A 16,933-nucleotide genomic window follows, 5' to 3' on the forward strand; every position below is an offset into this window, starting at 1 on the left:
ATAATCCAATTGTTGGTCGCCGATTATCTGTACAAAATCGAAAATATTTTATGTCGATGAGAACAGGCCGAAATCCATGTAAATTCAGTTAAAGTAAACCACACCGCCGTTTACTGCGTTCTTCTGCCTCCTGATACAACGCAAACTCATCATACACTGCGCAGCCCAGCGCCTGTTCAAAGGCATCGCGGCTGGCATTACCGTGGCTGCGCGCCTGCGTTTCATTACCCAGATTAGACTGGAAAATCCCTGCGGCGCTCACCGGCAAGAAATCTTCGTAGGTGATAGGCTGAGCAACCAGCCAGCCCCGCTCGATGAGCGGCTGCGGGTCGTCATCCGGGCGAATAGCCTGGCGATGCGCTTCGCCCGACGGCGTCAGACGATAACGAAACCAGGCAAGTCCTTGCTGGCGCAACAGAAACTCGCTGTCCGGAAACGCCTTAAACACGTCCTGAAGATGCAACTGGTGCGTCAGGTTATCTTTCCCCGTCCCCGCTTTACTCAACAGTTCGTCGTACAACTCCCGGCCTTTTGGCGTCAGCGCCACGCCGCGCTGTTCGATTTCGCCAAAACGTGCCGTGTGAGTTCCACGCATTTCGCCGGCAAACAACACCGGTTCTTCCAGCGCCTTAAAGCTGGTCTGACGCAGCAAGATGGGCACCTCGCGCCGTGGTGGGCCTTCAATGAGAATTTTCGGTGTAATACCGCACTCCGGCATCATCGACTGTACCCGATCGATATCCAGCGTGCGCGGCGTCAGGTGATTGATATGGCAACCGGGAAAACAGACCACATCGGCAATCAGCCGATGCTCGTTATGCAAGGCATGATACGTTTGTTCATCTACGGTGGCGTGTTGATGCCAACGGAACGTTTCCAGCGCCTCATGCACAAACTCTTGCGCCTGCGCCTGCGTAAAACTGCCGTGCGCATCAAACTCATCCAGCAATTCGTGACAACGACGCGTGAAAATATCACGCTTTGCGAGGATCTCCGCGGCCTGCTGGCGCAACACCACGTTCTCGATTAATTCGAGGCGTAGTAGTGACGTAAATACCCGAAACGGGTTGCGCGAAAGCGAGGCATCATCGATGGGTCGAAACGCCGTGGAATGGACGGGGACGCCGGCCTGGGAGAGATCGTAATAGCTGACCGGATACATCCCCATAATGGCAAACATCCGCCGCAGTGTAGACAACTCCTGCGCAGTACCGACCCGAATTGCCCCATGGCGTTCAACATTGAGCCGCGCCAGTTCATCCGCATTAGCCAATTTTTCATGTAGCGTCGGATTATTTTCCAGTACCGCCAGATTCACATCAGCGACAAGTTCCAGCAACGTGCCATACTGCGGGACTTCCTGCTGGTACATTGCTGACATAGCCTGCGAAAATTGTTCCCGAATCTCATCTGCCGTGATGGTGTTCGCCATAATGTCATGCCTCCAGTGAATATTACCTGGAGTGTAGAGAACACCGCTGACTCCGGTGGGAAGAATTTACAAACTGTGATCCCGCATAAATTCTCCCCACCCACCGGGCAGTGAACTGAAGCTTACTGACGTGGTTTTAAATGACTTTCCAGCCATGGCAGCATCTGTTTTTTACGACTGAGCATGCCTTCGACCTTGCAGGGTTGCGGTAACTCTGACAACTCAGATCCAACGAACCACAGGCTGGTATCGCCAAGATTGATGTCCGTCAGCATCAGTACCACCAGCGCAGCCTGATTTTCCTCAGCATAACGGGTCATCTCCTCGCGGAGATCGTCCAGCACACCGTCAACCTGGCGCAGTGCATACAGCTCGAGTTGCGCCACGCAGACTTTATGCCCATGAATGGTGAACGTTTTAATGTCTTTATGCAGCAGCTCACGGGCACTCATGCCTTCGACGCTGGTTTTGGCCGACAACAGATCACGGCTAAAAGCGTCCAGATCCACACCCGCTTTTTGGGCCAGCTCATCCACAGCCTGGCGATCGTCTGGGGTCGTTGTCGGAGAACGGAGCGTGACAGTGTCACTCAGCGCAGCGCCCAGCAGTAAAACGGCCTCGGCGGCAGATAACTGGCTGCGCTCATCTTCCGTCATCAGTTGCCACAACAGCGTCGCACTGCTGCCAACAGGTTTGACCCAGACCTCTGGAGGAAGACGAGTCACTAATCCGCCGAGTCGATGATGGTCGATGATACCGACGACATTGCTCTCAGACAGCGATTCCGGCCCCTGAGCAGGCTCAGTGAAATCGACCAGCCATACATCAAGATCGGTCAGCGGAAACGTCAGCCGCTCAGGCATTGCCAGCCCTGCATGCGCAAAGATAAATTGCGTTTCGCGGTTCGGTTCGCCCAGACGCCATGCCGTCGCCTGCTGGCCGCGTAAAGTAAGCCAACGCGCCGTCATGGCGGCAGTACAAATGGCATCGCTATCGGGGTTAAGGTGCCCTATTACATGTATCATCAATCAGTGCCTTGTGAAGAGAAGGGTTCAAAAGCCAACAATAACGAAAGTATATCGACTGGACACATTCCCTTCCATGATCCCACCACCCCGCCATGATGCTGTACAAAACATAAGCAAAATAAATCAGTTGTAAGTAAAACACGTTAAATGTTAATAATATTTTGCTATCAAGTTATCAAAAACAAACAACTTCACTTGTCACCAATACGGCTCTGTTTTTAACATCGCTTATGGAAAAAAATGTTCTGTTCAATCAGCGCATTCGCTTGCGCCATCTTCATACCTTTGTCGCCGTTGCCCAACAGGGAACGTTGGGACGTGCGGCCGAAACCCTTAACCTGAGTCAGCCAGCCCTCTCCAAAACGCTGAACGAACTGGAGCAACTAACCGGTACCCGACTCTTTGAACGCGGTCGCCTTGGTGCACAGTTAACATTGCCCGGCGAGCAGTTTCTTACCCATGCGGTAAGAGTGCTTGATGCACTCAACACTGCCGGACAGGCATTAAATCATCGTGAAGAATCTCAGAATGATGTCGTGCGTATTGGTGCCTTGCCAACAGCTGCATTGGGTATTCTTCCGGCTGTCATTGGCTCGTTCCATAAGCAGCAAATGGAAACCACGCTGCAGGTTGCCACCATGAGTAATCCCATGATCCTGGCGGGTTTAAAGTCAGGAGAAATTGATCTCGGCATTGGGCGTATGGCCGATCCGGAATTGATGGTCGGTCTGAACTACGAACTGTTATTTCTGGAATCGCTCAAACTTGTCGTGCGCCCTAACCATCCATTGTTGCAAGAAACCATCACGCTGAGCCGGGTGATTGAGTGGCCAGTGGTGGTTTCGCCGAAAGGAACCGCCCCTCGCCAGCACGCAGAGGCATTGTTGCAAAGTCAGGGCTGTAAAATGCCGTCGGGTTGTATTGAAACGCTGTCAGCATCGCTCTCCCGTCAACTGACGGTTGATTACGACTATGTGTGGTTTGTCCCTTCAGGCGCGGTTAGAGAAGATCTGCGCCAGGCAACGCTGGTGTCATTGCCAATTCCCACCCATGGTGCGGGTGAGCCCATCGGTATTATTACTCGTGTCGATGTGCAACTCTCTCAGGCCGCCCAGATACTTATCGCCGCAATACGCAAAACCGTACCTGTTTAATCGTATTGATGATTGGGTCTGTTATTACCGGCAGGCCCAACCCATGTAAATGTTCAATATATGGACGATAAAACCGTCATAGAACACAGCCAGAAGCTGTATTTTTCCTTACAAGCAAATTAAGCAATACTTATTATCAATGATATCTCTATCGAATAATGGCTGATGAAATCCCCTACTCAAGCTTACATTTAAAAATTTTCTTTTAGAATTCAATGAGACATAAAAAACCAATCCAATTAAGTTAATACCACAATACATCAAATAATTGGTTATTACCTCTAAACAAACTCTTAAAAAACACCAACCACAACTTCACCCGCTATTCAGTCATAATCTCACGTCATATAATCTTTTCACCATTTAATTTGTTATTAAGGAAAATAACGTGAAATTTGTTAATTGTTTAAGTGCCGCAGCGCTTCTGGTCGCAGGGGCTGCTTTTCAGGTACAAGCGGCTGGTTCTGACTCTGCAAACATTGATTTTGCAGGAAACATTACATCATCAACTTGCGATGTCAGTATTGATGGTGTTTCCGCTTCCAAAGAAGTCAAACTGCCAGATATCACTGTTCCTGCGATGCAAGCGGCTGTCAGCAGTCCTGCGATGAAAACCAAATTTCAGATCACCGTTAAAAACTGCGCCACTGAACCAGCGGGCGGTAAAGTAAAAGGGCAATTTTCAACCTCCGGTAATTACAACAGCACCAGCAAAGCATTGTTAAATACTGCAGCAGGAGACAAAGATGCGGGTTTCCAGGTAGAAGATACCGCAACCAGTACCATTATCGATTTTACATCAGCCACACCGCAATCTGAAGCCGCTTATAGTTCCACCAACGGTGCTGAATTTAATTACACCGTCGGTTATATCTATTCAGGCTCTGGTACGCCGACTGCTGGTGTAGTGAAAGCGAATACCACTTTTGTAACAACCTACCCTTAACAAGTTGTATAAGATCAAGAGTAGTTAATAACTCTGCTGCAACTTTTAATTCAAGGTTGCAGCCATTTACCAAGATATAAATGATATGATTCCCAAAAACACATTCAGATTAATTATATTTTCTGCCGCTATTTCGTTTAGCTATTCGTCAGTCGCCAGTATCGTGATTAACGCTACGCGTGTCATTTACCCTTCCGACGCGAAAGAGGCACTCATTAAAATGGTGAATCAGGGGCAACAACCTTTATTAGTCCAGTCCTGGTTAGACGATGGTCATGAAGATGTTGATCCGCAAACCTTAAACGTTCCTTTTATCGCCTCCCCCCCGGTAAGTCGGGTCGATCCTAAACAGGGACTGACCGTACGCTTAAACTGGGACGGTCAAGCGTTACCCACCGATCGCGAAAGCGTGTATTGGTTTAATGCACTTGAAATCCCCGGCAAAAATAAAGATGCCGCCAAATCGAATCAACTGCAGATAGCGCTGAAAACCCGCATCAAAGTATTTTATCGCCCGGCATCCCTTCCAGGTTCGGCGGATGACGCAATCCAACATCTGAAATGGAGCCTTGCTAACCAAGGGAAGCAAATTTGGGCGACGGCCAAAAATGACTCTCCTTATTTTGTTTCACTTGTTGGCGCTAACATCACTTCCCGGGGGAAAAAATACAAAATTGAGCCCGACATGGTCGCCCCTTTTTCCAGCGCCAGCTATGAAGTGAAAACGCTCACCACCTCTCGTCTTGAATCCGTTTCATGGACAGCAGTCAATGATTACGGGGCTAACGTTGACGTAACGGATAAATAAAAAACACGTGCAAGGATTGCTCTATGTCGATGTCAAAACACCGATTAGCGACCTCGGTATGGGTATTGCTGGTTATTTGTCAGACAGGATTTGCTGACGATAATTACATTGAATTCAACGATGACTTTATCTTCAGCAATGCAGGTAAAAAATCGACAATCGACGTGTCACAATATGCACGCGGCAACCCGGTGAAACCCGGTATTTATACCGTCTCCGTTTGGATTAACGGTGAGCAACAGCAAACTGCAAAGATCCAGTTTATTGATAACCACACCCCGAATGCGTCTCCCTGCCTGACTCGTGAGGTGCTCGATGAAGCAAACGTTGATGTAAGCAAACTCCCCACGGCAGATGCGGACGAAGGTGAATCGCAATGCTATATACTGGCGGATTATTACCCCTCATCCAGCGTGAGTTACGATCCTAATTCACAGATCCTGATGCTCACAATTCCGCAGCTGTTTCTCGTCAGCCACCCCGCGGGTTATGTCAACCCCGCACGTTGGGATGCCGGTATTCCTGCTGCAATACTGAACTGGAGCTTCAGTGGCTACCACAGTGAAAACGACGGTAGCGCCTCTGACAGTGGTTATCTGGGGCTCGGCTATGGTCTCAATCTGGGAGCATGGAGGTTACGCTCCAGCGGCGCGCTGAACTGGGCAAAAGACGATAGCGCGACCTGGGACAACTACGACCTCTATTTGGCTCGCGATTTACCCCCTCTCCGGGCACAAATGGAACTGGGCCAGGTCACCTCTCGCAGCGAAGTCCTGGATAGTATCGGCATTAAAGGCGTACATCTGTATAACGACAAACGCATGGATCCACATGACGGTCGCTACGTTCCAGTCATCAACGGCGTGGCTAACAGTAATGCCAAAATTACCGTACGACAGCAGTCGCGCATCATATATGAAACCACCGTTCCCCCAGGTACTTTTGCTCTGAAAGATTATTATGTGGCAATCAACGGCGCTGACCTCGACGTTACCGTGGAAGAAGCTGATGGGTCAAAACGGTTATTCACCGTACCGTATGCCTCTGTTGCTCAGTTAATGACCAAAGGTGAAGTTGACTGGGATTTTGCCGTTGGGACATTAGACAACGATGACAACAGCGATTCTCCCTGGGTGCTCACCACTAACGGTAATTATGGATTGAGCGATATTTTCACGCTGTATGGCGGCATACAGTCAATGGAAGAAGACTATCTGGCGGGGATGCTGGGTCTGGCGATGAATACGCGTCTTGGTGCTATCGCAGTCGATGTTATCCACTCTCGCGCTTCACTTGAAGATATTGGCACTCTGCAGGGGCAGAGTTACCGTGTAAGCTACAGTAATGTGCTGGACGCAACACAGACCAATTTCAGCTTTAGCGCCTATCGATACAGCACCAAAGATTACCTCTCGCTTAATGACGTCATCTCTTTGCAAAATAGCATCGATAGTTATAGCGATGATCACGATACTAACCGTAACGATGCGTATCGCAACAGCTACAGCCATTCCAAAAATGAGCTTCAGGCTAACGTCAATCAACCTATCAACCTTAACGGCGAAGATTACGGTTCATTTTATCTCAGCGGCACCTGGACGAGTTACTGGGGTAGCTCAGACAAAACGTCTCAGTATTCGCTGGGCTACAGCAACACTTTCCGCTCCATCTCGTGGAATATCTCGCTGCAGCGCAGTTATAACGAATGGGGCGATGAAGATGACAGCCTGTACGTTGGGTTGAGTATTCCTTTTGGTAGCAACGCTCAAAACGATCAACCAGCCTTCTCCAGTCTGAACCTCAGCGCCAATAGCGACTTTAGCGGCAACAACGGTTTCACCAGTACGGCCAGCGGCAACAGTAGCAACAATAAATGGAACTACAGCCTCAGCACCACCGCTAACCAGGCCAGTCAGGGAGAAGACACCTATTCCGTCAGCGGATATTCCACCTATAACGGTGCGAATGGAGCAACCAGCGTTTCCGCTACGGTCGATAAAAATCATAACCAGCAGTATTCCCTAAACAATAACGGCGGTGTGCTGTTGCACAGCGGTGGATTGACGCTCTTACCGGGTAATGTCAACGCACAAAGCGCCATCGCCCTTATTGAAGCGCAAGGTGCCGATGGCGCGACCACCACCAATGGATATGGCGAGATTGACAGTGCCGGATATGCAGTTGCCACCAGTCTTTCGCCTTATGCCGAGAATACCGTCGGGCTGGATCTCAGCACCATCAAGGCGGACGTCGAAGTGAAAAACACCTCCGCCGCCGTGGTTCCGCGCGATGGCGCCGTGGTGAAAGTCACCTTCGCTACTCAGCAAGGTCAATCAGTGTTCGTCACGCTCAGACGTAGTGATAACAGTTTCATTCCATTGGGCGCGAACATTCTCAATGAACAGGGAGAATCCGTTGGCGCAATGGGTCAGGCGGGCCGCGCCTTTTTACGCGGTATCGAACAACGTGGCAACCTGAAGGTTATTTGGGGGAGCGACGCGGCAAGCTACTGCGATGTAACCTACCAGATCCCTGACGCACCCGCGATGATCGGAAAATCAATTCGTCTGGAGACGTTAGTTTGCCAGATGCCAGGAGCCGGGAAGTAGCTTATGCGCCAGGTAATGTTTTTTTCTTTTCTATTATGCTGCCCGCACCTCTTTGCAGCGGATGTCGTGGTTAACTTTAAGGCCAATTTGCTTGCGATGACCTGCACCGTCAATATTGTTGTCGGCTCAGGCAAAGCGGTGAACCAAACCATCGATTTTGGTGTATTAACCCGCGCAGAGCTGGAGGCTCAGGGCGCTAATACGCTGAAAAATTTTTCGTTGCAGTACAGCAACTGCACGATTGGCTCCAGTACAAACCAGACGGTTACCTGGATAAAAACGGGAATTAAGGCCTCTTCGTTGTACAGCGGTTATCCAACCGAACTCAAGGGGGGAGATAACGGAGCCGCAGCGGTTTTGTATCGTTCTGGCTCCCCAAATTCTCTGTTGATCCTCAATAGCAGTACGCCGCTTGACTGGACCTCGACTGAGCGCACCAATAAAACCCTGAATCTGGTCTTATCTCTGCGTCCGACGTCTTACTCAACCACCGCGACAAGTGGCACCTTCAACGGTTCGTTGACGTTCACTACCACTTATCAGTAGGAGCCGCCATGAAATTTATCCCAGCAGTCTTATTGCTGATATCCACGCCGCTTTGGGCCGCAATCAGTACCAATACCAATGTATTAACGGTTAAGGCGGAGCTGGTTACCGGTAGCTGTGACATCACCGCCTCCGACGTTAATTTAGGTGATGTGGAGGCGAGTGAATTCGCCGCTGGCGGCGCATGGGCGAACTTATCGGCCACCGCAGTGGGCAACGTACCGACGCAACCGCTGAAGGTCAGCGTACGCTGTGACTCCGGTTCCGTCGCCAAAACGTTAGTACTGAGCTTTAAGCCGCAAAAAGCGCAACTCACTGGCAACCAGATATTCCCGAATGAATATACCGGTCCGATGACTGCGGCTGGAAACGTGGGCGTAGTAGTCTTTGAGGGGAGGACAAGCCCTGCTTATATTAATGTGCTTAATAAAGATAATACTTCCGCCGTCAATATTGTTAACTATAAAGGCTCAACCACCACCTATTCTGATATCACCTTTCAGGCTCGTTTTCAAAAAGTGGACTCAGCAAAAACGGTCACTCCAGGTGGCGTATTAAGTCAGGTGCAAATCAGCGTGAGCTACAAATAATGGATAAACAGCAGGTTAATATGAGTACGATGATTTCACGATCAATTTCTTTAGCGGCATTGCTGTTGAGCGGAATTTATTCATATCAGGTGCAGGCTGTGGAGTGTATTTTTGAAGACATTAATACCAGCACGATAAGCGCGGGAACGTTAGTCGTGAATAGTTATAACCCATCCCGTACAACACCCGTGCTATTGGGGACGCTCAGTGCGGGCAACTATGCTTACTTAAACTGTAGTACAGGTAATGATGGTTCTGATTTTTATGGAAAGTCCACAACAACAAGTGGTACGCAATCCGATAGTTATACCAGTACCAGCGGTAGTACAAAATATAGCTACAATAGAGTTTTTTTTCCAACAAGCATACCCGGGATATATTATAACATTTACATAGCTAATTCTATTAATGCTAATTATACAGCTTATCTTCCATCTAATACGAGTTGGACACGTGAGATCGATAATGCTGCAAATGGAGATTTTCCTGTTGGATTATACATCGAAGTTTGGCAACGTGGGGGGATTTCCTCAATAGGTAATGGTGAAGCGCATCCGGTCATAAATGGTGAAATAGGCAGGTTTAAAGCAGGGGGTGAAAATGTAAGTAGTCAACAGATTATCGCCACAGTAAACGCATCTTCATTCACCGTAAAATTCGCAGCGCCAACCTGCAATTTGTCCGTCTCTCCTGCCACCATCGATTTTGGCGATGTGGGTAATGACAAACCACGAAAAACCTTCACCTTGAAAAATAGCAACTGCGTTAATGCTTCAGGGGTTACCCTTAAACTGACGTCGGCCAAAGCGGCTTATGATAATAGCGGATTGTCTATTCTCGCCAATACCACGACTGGCACCTCAGCAGCGGGCGGACGGGGAGTGGCGGTTTCTTACGAAGGTTCGTCCCGACAATATCTGTCGGCGAATGACACAAATTCTTCAGTGACCATCGGCTTTGGTTCCATCGTAACGGCGAAAGATATCACTATGGCCGGATTACTCACCTGCACCTCCGCCAGCAATAACAGTACCTGCGATGACTACACCCCTGGTGCGTTCACCGCAGCGGGAACGATTAGTGCCACGTACAAATAGATAGTAAATCCGGTAATACAAAGGATCGTATTACCGGATGGCTGGCCTGTCAGAATGTTTCCCAGTTATCCGTATTTACCGTGTTTGATTTTGGCAGTGAAACCGATGGATTAACGGCAGGTGTAACGCGTTTAATTGCGCTTGTCCCGGTTAAACGGAATGTGCCGACGGCTTCCGTTAAGCGTGCGGCCTGCTCTTCAAGAGAGGCCGCAGCGGCCGATGCTTCTTCAACCAGCGAAGCGTTTTGCTGCGTGACCTTATCCATCTCTGAAATCGCCTGGCTCACCTGGACGATACCCCGGCTTTGTTCATCAGAGGCCGCCGCAATTTCCAGCATAATGTCGGTGACGCGTTTTACCGCATCGACAATATCCGTCATCGTATTGCCTGCCGCGACCACTTCTCCGGATCCCTGGTCAATCAGTCGGACTGATTCGCTGATCAATCCTTCTATCTCTTTTGCCGCCTGGGCGCTGCGGCTTGCCAACGTACGCACCTCACTGGCTACGACGGCAAACCCTCGCCCCTGTTCTCCAGCCCGCGCCGCTTCGACCGCTGCGTTCAGCGCCAGGATATTGGTCTGGAAGGCAATGCTGTTTATAACGGCGGTAATTTCGGAGATTTTCTTCGAACTTGTTGAGATATTCCCCATGGTTTTAACCACGCCAGAGACCATCTGACCGCCCCGACTGGCCTTGCCGGAAGCATCTTCCGCCAGCGTGCTCGCATGATGCGCGTTGTCGGCGTTTTGCTTCACCGTAGCCGTCAGTTCTTCCATGCTGGCCGCCGTTTGTTCAATCGCCGCGGCCTGTTGTTCAGTACGTGAAGAGAGATCGGTATTGCCCGCAGAAATCTCACTGGTACCGCGGTAGATTTCTTCCGCCCCCTGACGAACCGTGCCCACCGTTTTCCCCAGCGAACGCTGCATTGTTTGCAGATGACGGCTCAGGCGACCAATTTCGCTGCGCCCGGTTGGTTCCTCCGGCATCGTCAGATCCCCTACTGATATTTGCTCAATGCGCTGGGCCGCGCGTAACAGAGGATGAATAACGGTACGGCGCAGAACAATGAACGTCATCAGCGTCAAGGCCAGCGCCAGAATAAATGCACCCAGCATAAAGGCCATGCCGAGTTGCGTACGCTGGTGAGCCTGCTCACTAAGATGGTTCGCCCTGGCGGTACGAATGTCGATCGCCTTTAACAACACCTTGTTGTAAGCAGAGTCCAGCGGTCTGGCCTGTTCATTTTCATGGTTGATGATCGCCTCGAACATGCCGTTTTTAGCGTACTTCAGCATAGGCTGTAAGCCGTCGATATAGGCTTTGAAATTGGCACTCAGTTCAGCGTCTAACGCCTCACCGGCAGTGGTTTTCACCGCACGCGCCATATAGGTATTAAAACCGTCCTGCGATTGCTTAATACGTTTTTCTGCCTCGGCAATATTGGCTTTCATGTCATCCATTTCAGCAATACGGCTCGCCGCACCAGCATGGATCATGTTGATACGCGCGGTGCGTAAGTGGTTAGAGCTGTTAGATAACCCCATCCGAACCTGAATCTCATCGGTTACATCGCGCTGATCGCGATCGGCCTGCATAAGAAAATAACCTGCCAGCCCGGAACTTAAGGCGAACAGCAGAAGGATGCCACCGAGAATGGAGGAAAACAGCGGAACCAGCCGGATTTGATGCAGAAAGCCCAGTTTATGCTGGGCTTGCATCGATGTAGTGTTGTCCATGACCGTCGACTCTCTTGTAGGGTTTATGCGTGAAAACACGCCCGTTAGATAGTCATCGGCAATCCGGGAAGTTTACTTACCGTGAAAAGCGCCGGATTCGTCACACTTTCACAACATAATTCTAAAAAATTCAGGAAAGTGCCAGCGGAGAAATCCGCTGGCCAATGAATCAGTTATCACCAAAATGGATAACGGTACGGATGGATTTACCCTGATGCATTAAATCGAACGCTTCGTTAATCTGCTCCAGCGGCAGGCGATGCGTAATAAACGGATCTAGCTGAATTTTTCCGCTCATTGCTTCTTCGACCATACCCGGCAACTGGGTACGCCCTTTTACGCCGCCAAACGCGGAACCGCGCCACACGCGACCGGTCACTAACTGGAACGGACGTGTTTTGATCTCCTGACCGGCACCCGCCACGCCAATAATGATGCTTTCGCCCCACCCTTTATGGCAGCACTCCAGCGCCGCGCGCATCACGTTAACGTTGCCGATGCACTCAAAGCTAAAGTCCACGCCACCGTCGGTAAGTTCGACAATCACATCCTGCACCGGTTTATCGTAATCGTTCGGGTTGATGAAATCGGTCGCACCCATTTCACCCGCCAGCTTGAATTTTTCCGGGTTAGTATCAACGGCCAGAATACGCCCGGCTTTCGCCTGTACCGCGCCCTGGATCACTGCCAGGCCAATACCGCCCAGGCCAAATACGGCTACGGTATCGCCTTCCTTCACTTTCGCGGTGTTATGGACCGCTCCGATACCGGTGGTCACGCCACACCCCAGCAGACACACTTTATCCAGTGGAGCCTGCGGGTTAACCTTCGCCAGCGAGATCTCTGCGCAAACGGTGTATTCACTGAAGGTACTGGTACCCATATAGTGATAGATGGGTTCGCCGTTATACGAGAAGCGTGTTGTGCCATCCGGCATCAGGCCTTTGCCCTGGGTAGCACGTACGGCCTGACACAAGTTAGTTTTGCCAGACTTACAGAACTTACACTCACCACATTCTGCGGTGTACAACGGGATCACATGGTCGCCCGGTTTCAGACTGGTGACGCCCTCACCCACTTCAACCACAATACCCCCGCCTTCATGACCGAGTACCGCCGGGAACACCCCTTCCGGATCGTCGCCAGAGAGCGTAAAAGCGTCAGTATGGCACACGCCGGTGTGGGTAATTTTAACCAGCACTTCACCTTTCTTTGGCGGTGCGACGTCGATTTCGACAATTTTTAACGGTTGGCCGGGGCCAAATGCAACTGCTGCACGTGATTTCATTTGTCTCTTCCCATTATTGCGAGGTGATGGTGTTATTTTAGATAAGCACGCAGAAGATGGCCGATTTCAGCCATGCGCACAGCACGCTGGTCTGGGGTAGTCTCCCCGCTGACCAGTTCATCTTTCAGATGGATCTCAACCATTTCGCCCATCAGGCCATTGGATGCGCCGCGCACGGCGGCAATTTGTTGCAGGATCGCCAGACACGGTTCGCCGGATTCCAGCGCGCGCTCAAGCGCATCAACCTGACCGCGGATACGGCGTACACGGGTGAGAATGCGTTTTTTATCTTCAGGTGAATGCGGCATACGCCCTCCAAATACTATAGGGGGGTATACTATCAGAATTTTTATGTAATTGTAAAAAATTGACATCTGTTCAGCATTAAGCGTATCCAGATACCTCCATCAGTTTATCGCTGTTACGCCGCGGGAGGTTGTCGTCAAAAAGATTCAGTTCACCGTACGTATTGGCAACCAACCTGACATGATCAATTTTTACCAATCCATACCCCCAGGCTTACAGCACTAATACTCTCTCACGTCAATAACCACTAAAAGTTAATGGTTTATAAAACAATTTAACCTTACAATAACCATACTTTTTCATGTCTTAAGTTTAAGCTGGAGAAAAAAATGGAGCTCAGCCGGAGGCAGTTCTTTCGAATCTGCGCGGGCGGTATGGCAGGAACAACTGTTGCATCTCTCGGATTCTTATCATCTTTTTCCGTTCACGCGGAAACCCGTCAATACAAACTCTTAAAAGCAAAAGAGACACGTAATAACTGTACGTACTGCTCAGTAGGCTGCGGCATGCTGATGTACAGCCTTGGCGATACAGCCAAAAACGTCAAAGAAAGTATCTACCATATTGAAGGCGATCCGGATCATCCGGTGAGCCGTGGATCGTTGTGCCCTAAAGGCGCTGGCGTGCTGGATTACATTCATAGTGAAACCCGTCTGCAGTATCCCGAATATCGTGCACCGGGTTCGGATAAATGGCAGCGCATTAGCTGGGATGATGCGATCAATCGTATTGCCCGACTCATGAAAGATGATCGTGATGCCAACTTTATTGAGAAAAATGCCCAGGGCGTTACCGTCAACCGGTGGTCCACTACGGGCATGCTATGTTCCTCAGCGGCAAGCAATGAAACCGGGATTCTGGACGGTAAATTCACCCGTAGCCTCGGGATGGTGGCCATCGACTGCCAGGCACGCCTGTGTCACGGGCCAACCGTGTCAGCGCTGGCTCCGACCTTTGGGCGCGGTGCGATGACCAACAACTGGGTCGATATTAAAAATGCCAACGTAGTGCTTATTATGGGCGGCAATGCCGCTGAGGCACATCCGGTAGGCTTTAAATGGGTGGTCGAAGCGCAAACTAAAAACGACGCCACCGTGGTGGTGGTCGACCCGCGCTTTAACCGTAGCGCCGCCGTCGCCGATCTGTATGCGCCAATACGCGCTGGTTCCGACACCGCATTCCTGCTCGGTGTAATCCGTTATCTGCTGGAAAACAACCAGGTGCAGCACGACTATGTGCGCCACTACACTAACGCCAGCCTTATAATACGTGATGACTATCAGTTCGACGACGGCTTGTTCAGTGGCTATGACGACAAAAAACGCCAGTACGATAAATCGAGCTGGTTCTATCAGCTTGACGAACAGGGTAATGCCCTGCGTGATGAAACATTGGCTCACCCACGCTGCGTGTGGAATTTGCTCAAAAACCACGTCGAGCGCTATACCCCGGAAATGGTTAACCGGTTGTGTGGGACATCCGTGGCGGATTTCAATCGTATCTGCGAAATTCTCGCCAGCACCAGCGTGCCGGACCGCACCGCCACTATCCTGTATGCGCTGGGTTGGACTCACCACTCCGCCGGGGCACAGATTATTCGCGCCGCCGCTATGCTCCAGTTGCTATTGGGCAATATAGGCATGGCGGGCGGTGGTGTTAACGCCCTACGTGGCCACTCCAATATTCAGGGCTATACCGATCTTGGCTTGTTGTCAACGAACCTGCCGGGCTATATGCCGCTGCCGTCGGAAAAACAGCCAGACTACCAGACCTATATTTCGCAAATCACGCCACCTGCGCTAGGCGTGAATGAGGTCAATTACTGGCAAAATACGCCGAAGTTCTTTGTTAGCATGATGAAAAGTTTCTGGGGCGACAATGCAACAGTAGAAAATAACTGGGGCTACGACTGGCTACCTAAATGGGATCGCCTGTATGACGTCATGACCCAGGCCGAATTGATGCTCGAAGGTAAGATTAATGGTTACATCGTTCAGGGCTTCAATCCGCTGGCGGCGTTTCCGGATAAAAACAAATCAACGCGCGCGCTTTCAAAACTGAAATATATGGTGGTTATCGATCCGCTGGTCACTGAGTCGTCCAATTTTTGGCAGAATCATGGCGAGATGAACGATGTAAACCCGGCAGATATTCAGACCGAAGTTTTCCGCCTGCCCTCTTCCTGCTTTGCTGAAGAAAATGGTTCAATCGCTAACTCCGGGCGTTGGTTGCAGTGGCACTGGGCTGCGGCAGAACCACCAGGTGAAGCCTTACATGACGGGAAGATCCTTGGGCGTCTGTTTATGCGCCTACGCGAGCTGTATCAACAGGAAGGGGGAGCGAATCCGCAACCCTTGTTGAATATTGCCTGGAATTATAAAGATCCATACGACCCACACCCAGAAGAGATTGCGCGTGAAGCTAATGGCCAGGCGCTTGAAGACCTTTATGATGACAAAGGCCAGCTTATAGCCAAAAAAGGCCAGCAGCTCAGCAGTTTTGCACAGTTGCGCGATGACGGCTCGACCAGCAGTTTCTGCTGGGTCTACTGCGGAAGCTGGACAGAACAAGGCAACCAGATGGCCAATCGCGACAACAGCGATCCGTATGGTCTGGGCTGCACACCGGGCTGGGCGTGGTCATGGCCTGCCAACCGCCGTATTCTCTACAATCGTGCTTCGGCCGATCCATCAGGAAAACCGTGGGATCCCAAACGAGCCCTGCTGCATTGGGATGGCAAAAAATGGGCCGGTATGGACGTAGCCGACTACGGCCAGGCCGCGCCGGGCAGCAACGTTGGTCCGTTTATCATGAACCCGGAAGGTGTAGCGCGTCTGTTCTCCATCGACAAAATGAACGACGGACCATTCCCGGAACATTACGAACCCATTGAGTCGCCTATTGGTACCAACCCGCTGCACCCGGATGTTGTATCCAGCCCGGTTGCGCGTATCTACCATGACGATATCGCCAATATGGGTAAAGCGGATGCCTTCCCGTACGTCGCCACAACTTACTCCATTACCGAACTGTTCCGCCACTGGACCAAACATGCGCTGATCAACGCCATCGCTCAACCCGATCAATTCATCGAAATCGGTGAGGCGCTGGCGAGCAAAAAAGGCATTGCGGCAGGTGATACGGTGAAAGTGATGTCGAAACGCGGCTTTATCAAAGCGAAGGCGGTGGTCACCAAGCGTCTGCAAACGCTGACGATCGATGGTAAGCAGATCGATACTATCGGTATCCCTTGTCACTGGGGCTTTGAAGGCGCTACACGCAAAGGGTTCCTCGCCAATACGTTAACGCCATCGGTGGGTGACGCGAACTCGCAAACACCGGAGTATAAAGCGTTTCTGGTCAACATCGAGCGAGCGTAAGGAAGGGAACT

The 16,933-nt window shown here is 50.6% G+C and carries 13 protein-coding genes; 8 read left to right on the top strand and 5 right to left on the bottom strand.

Going from position 1 to position 16,933, the window contains the following annotated elements; genetic code table 11:
- Positions 1-88: 88 nt before the first annotated feature.
- Both hglS and OGX91_RS01110 read right to left on the bottom strand, forming a co-directional pair.
- Positions 89-1,432, bottom strand: a complete 1,344-nt coding sequence (gene hglS / locus OGX91_RS01105) for a 2-oxoadipate dioxygenase/decarboxylase HglS (RefSeq protein WP_005126726.1) — start codon at positions 1,430-1,432, stop codon at positions 89-91.
- A 122-nt stretch (positions 1,433-1,554) separates the two neighbouring features.
- Positions 1,555-2,457: a manganese-dependent inorganic pyrophosphatase gene (locus OGX91_RS01110; RefSeq protein ID WP_005126725.1), complete on the bottom strand. Its 903-nt coding sequence runs from the start codon at positions 2,455-2,457 to the stop codon at positions 1,555-1,557.
- Positions 2,458-2,690: 233 nt separating this feature from the next.
- Between OGX91_RS01110 and OGX91_RS01115 the strand changes: the two genes are divergently transcribed.
- From OGX91_RS01115 to OGX91_RS01145, 7 genes are all read left to right on the top strand, one after another.
- Positions 2,691-3,614, top strand: a complete 924-nt coding sequence (locus OGX91_RS01115; protein WP_005126724.1) for a LysR substrate-binding domain-containing protein — start codon at positions 2,691-2,693, stop codon at positions 3,612-3,614.
- A 388-nt stretch (positions 3,615-4,002) separates the two neighbouring features.
- A complete protein-coding gene (locus tag OGX91_RS01120) occupies positions 4,003-4,560 on the top strand; it encodes a fimbrial protein (RefSeq protein ID WP_005126723.1) in 558 nt (185 codons plus the stop codon).
- Between the two features lie 85 nt (positions 4,561-4,645).
- Positions 4,646-5,368, top strand: a complete 723-nt coding sequence (locus OGX91_RS01125) for a fimbria/pilus periplasmic chaperone (protein ID WP_040230966.1) — start codon at positions 4,646-4,648, stop codon at positions 5,366-5,368.
- A gap of 23 nt (positions 5,369-5,391) precedes the next feature.
- Positions 5,392-7,977, top strand: a complete 2,586-nt coding sequence (locus tag OGX91_RS01130; RefSeq protein WP_286625204.1) for an outer membrane usher protein — start codon at positions 5,392-5,394, stop codon at positions 7,975-7,977.
- Between the two features lie 66 nt (positions 7,978-8,043).
- Positions 8,044-8,523 carry a fimbrial protein gene (locus OGX91_RS01135; RefSeq protein WP_005126718.1) on the top strand — a complete coding sequence of 160 codons (480 nt, stop codon included), beginning with the start codon at positions 8,044-8,046 and terminating at the stop codon, positions 8,521-8,523.
- Between the two features lie 8 nt (positions 8,524-8,531).
- Positions 8,532-9,113 (top strand): fimbrial protein, encoded by a 582-nt coding sequence (locus OGX91_RS01140; RefSeq protein ID WP_005126717.1) that lies wholly within the window; start codon positions 8,532-8,534, stop codon positions 9,111-9,113.
- Positions 9,113-10,210, top strand: coding sequence for a fimbrial protein (locus tag OGX91_RS01145; RefSeq protein ID WP_286625206.1), 1,098 nt, complete (start codon positions 9,113-9,115; stop codon positions 10,208-10,210). The genes OGX91_RS01140 and OGX91_RS01145 overlap by 1 nt, the downstream gene beginning before the upstream one ends.
- Before the next feature lie 49 nt (positions 10,211-10,259).
- Here OGX91_RS01145 and OGX91_RS01150 read toward each other — a convergent pair whose 3' ends face one another.
- The 3 genes from OGX91_RS01150 to OGX91_RS01160 form a co-directional block, all read right to left on the bottom strand.
- A complete protein-coding gene (locus tag OGX91_RS01150; RefSeq protein WP_040230955.1) occupies positions 10,260-11,948 on the bottom strand; it encodes a methyl-accepting chemotaxis protein in 1,689 nt (562 codons plus the stop codon).
- 169 nt (positions 11,949-12,117) lie between these two features.
- Positions 12,118-13,236 (bottom strand): S-(hydroxymethyl)glutathione dehydrogenase/class III alcohol dehydrogenase, encoded by a 1,119-nt coding sequence (locus OGX91_RS01155; RefSeq protein WP_003020293.1) that lies wholly within the window; start codon positions 13,234-13,236, stop codon positions 12,118-12,120.
- Between the two features lie 32 nt (positions 13,237-13,268).
- Positions 13,269-13,544: a metal/formaldehyde-sensitive transcriptional repressor gene (locus tag OGX91_RS01160; RefSeq protein WP_003833178.1), complete on the bottom strand. Its 276-nt coding sequence runs from the start codon at positions 13,542-13,544 to the stop codon at positions 13,269-13,271.
- A 327-nt stretch (positions 13,545-13,871) separates the two neighbouring features.
- On the opposite strand from OGX91_RS01160, the gene fdnG reads away from it, so the two are divergent.
- A complete protein-coding gene (fdnG, locus tag OGX91_RS01165) occupies positions 13,872-16,922 on the top strand; it encodes a formate dehydrogenase-N subunit alpha (protein WP_286625207.1) in 3,051 nt (1,016 codons plus the stop codon).
- Positions 16,923-16,933 lie beyond the last annotated feature (11 nt).

Source organism: Citrobacter sp. Cpa228 (assembly GCF_030333085.1).
GTDB lineage: Bacteria > Pseudomonadota > Gammaproteobacteria > Enterobacterales > Enterobacteriaceae > Citrobacter > Citrobacter pasteurii.

Coding starts and splice junctions, on each gene's coding strand:
- hglS (WP_005126726.1), bottom strand. CDS start 1,432: ATGGCGAACACCATCACGGCAGATGAGATTCGGGAACAATTTTCGCAG.
- OGX91_RS01110 (WP_005126725.1), bottom strand. CDS start 2,457: ATGATACATGTAATAGGGCACCTTAACCCCGATAGCGATGCCATTTGT.
- OGX91_RS01115 (WP_005126724.1), top strand. CDS start 2,691: ATGGAAAAAAATGTTCTGTTCAATCAGCGCATTCGCTTGCGCCATCTT.
- OGX91_RS01125 (WP_040230966.1), top strand. CDS start 4,646: ATGATTCCCAAAAACACATTCAGATTAATTATATTTTCTGCCGCTATT.
- OGX91_RS01130 (WP_286625204.1), top strand. CDS start 5,392: ATGTCGATGTCAAAACACCGATTAGCGACCTCGGTATGGGTATTGCTG.
- OGX91_RS01140 (WP_005126717.1), top strand. CDS start 8,532: ATGAAATTTATCCCAGCAGTCTTATTGCTGATATCCACGCCGCTTTGG.
- OGX91_RS01145 (WP_286625206.1), top strand. CDS start 9,113: ATGGATAAACAGCAGGTTAATATGAGTACGATGATTTCACGATCAATT.
- OGX91_RS01150 (WP_040230955.1), bottom strand. CDS start 11,948: ATGGACAACACTACATCGATGCAAGCCCAGCATAAACTGGGCTTTCTG.
- OGX91_RS01155 (WP_003020293.1), bottom strand. CDS start 13,236: ATGAAATCACGTGCAGCAGTTGCATTTGGCCCCGGCCAACCGTTAAAA.
- OGX91_RS01160 (WP_003833178.1), bottom strand. CDS start 13,544: ATGCCGCATTCACCTGAAGATAAAAAACGCATTCTCACCCGTGTACGC.
- fdnG (WP_286625207.1), top strand. CDS start 13,872: ATGGAGCTCAGCCGGAGGCAGTTCTTTCGAATCTGCGCGGGCGGTATG.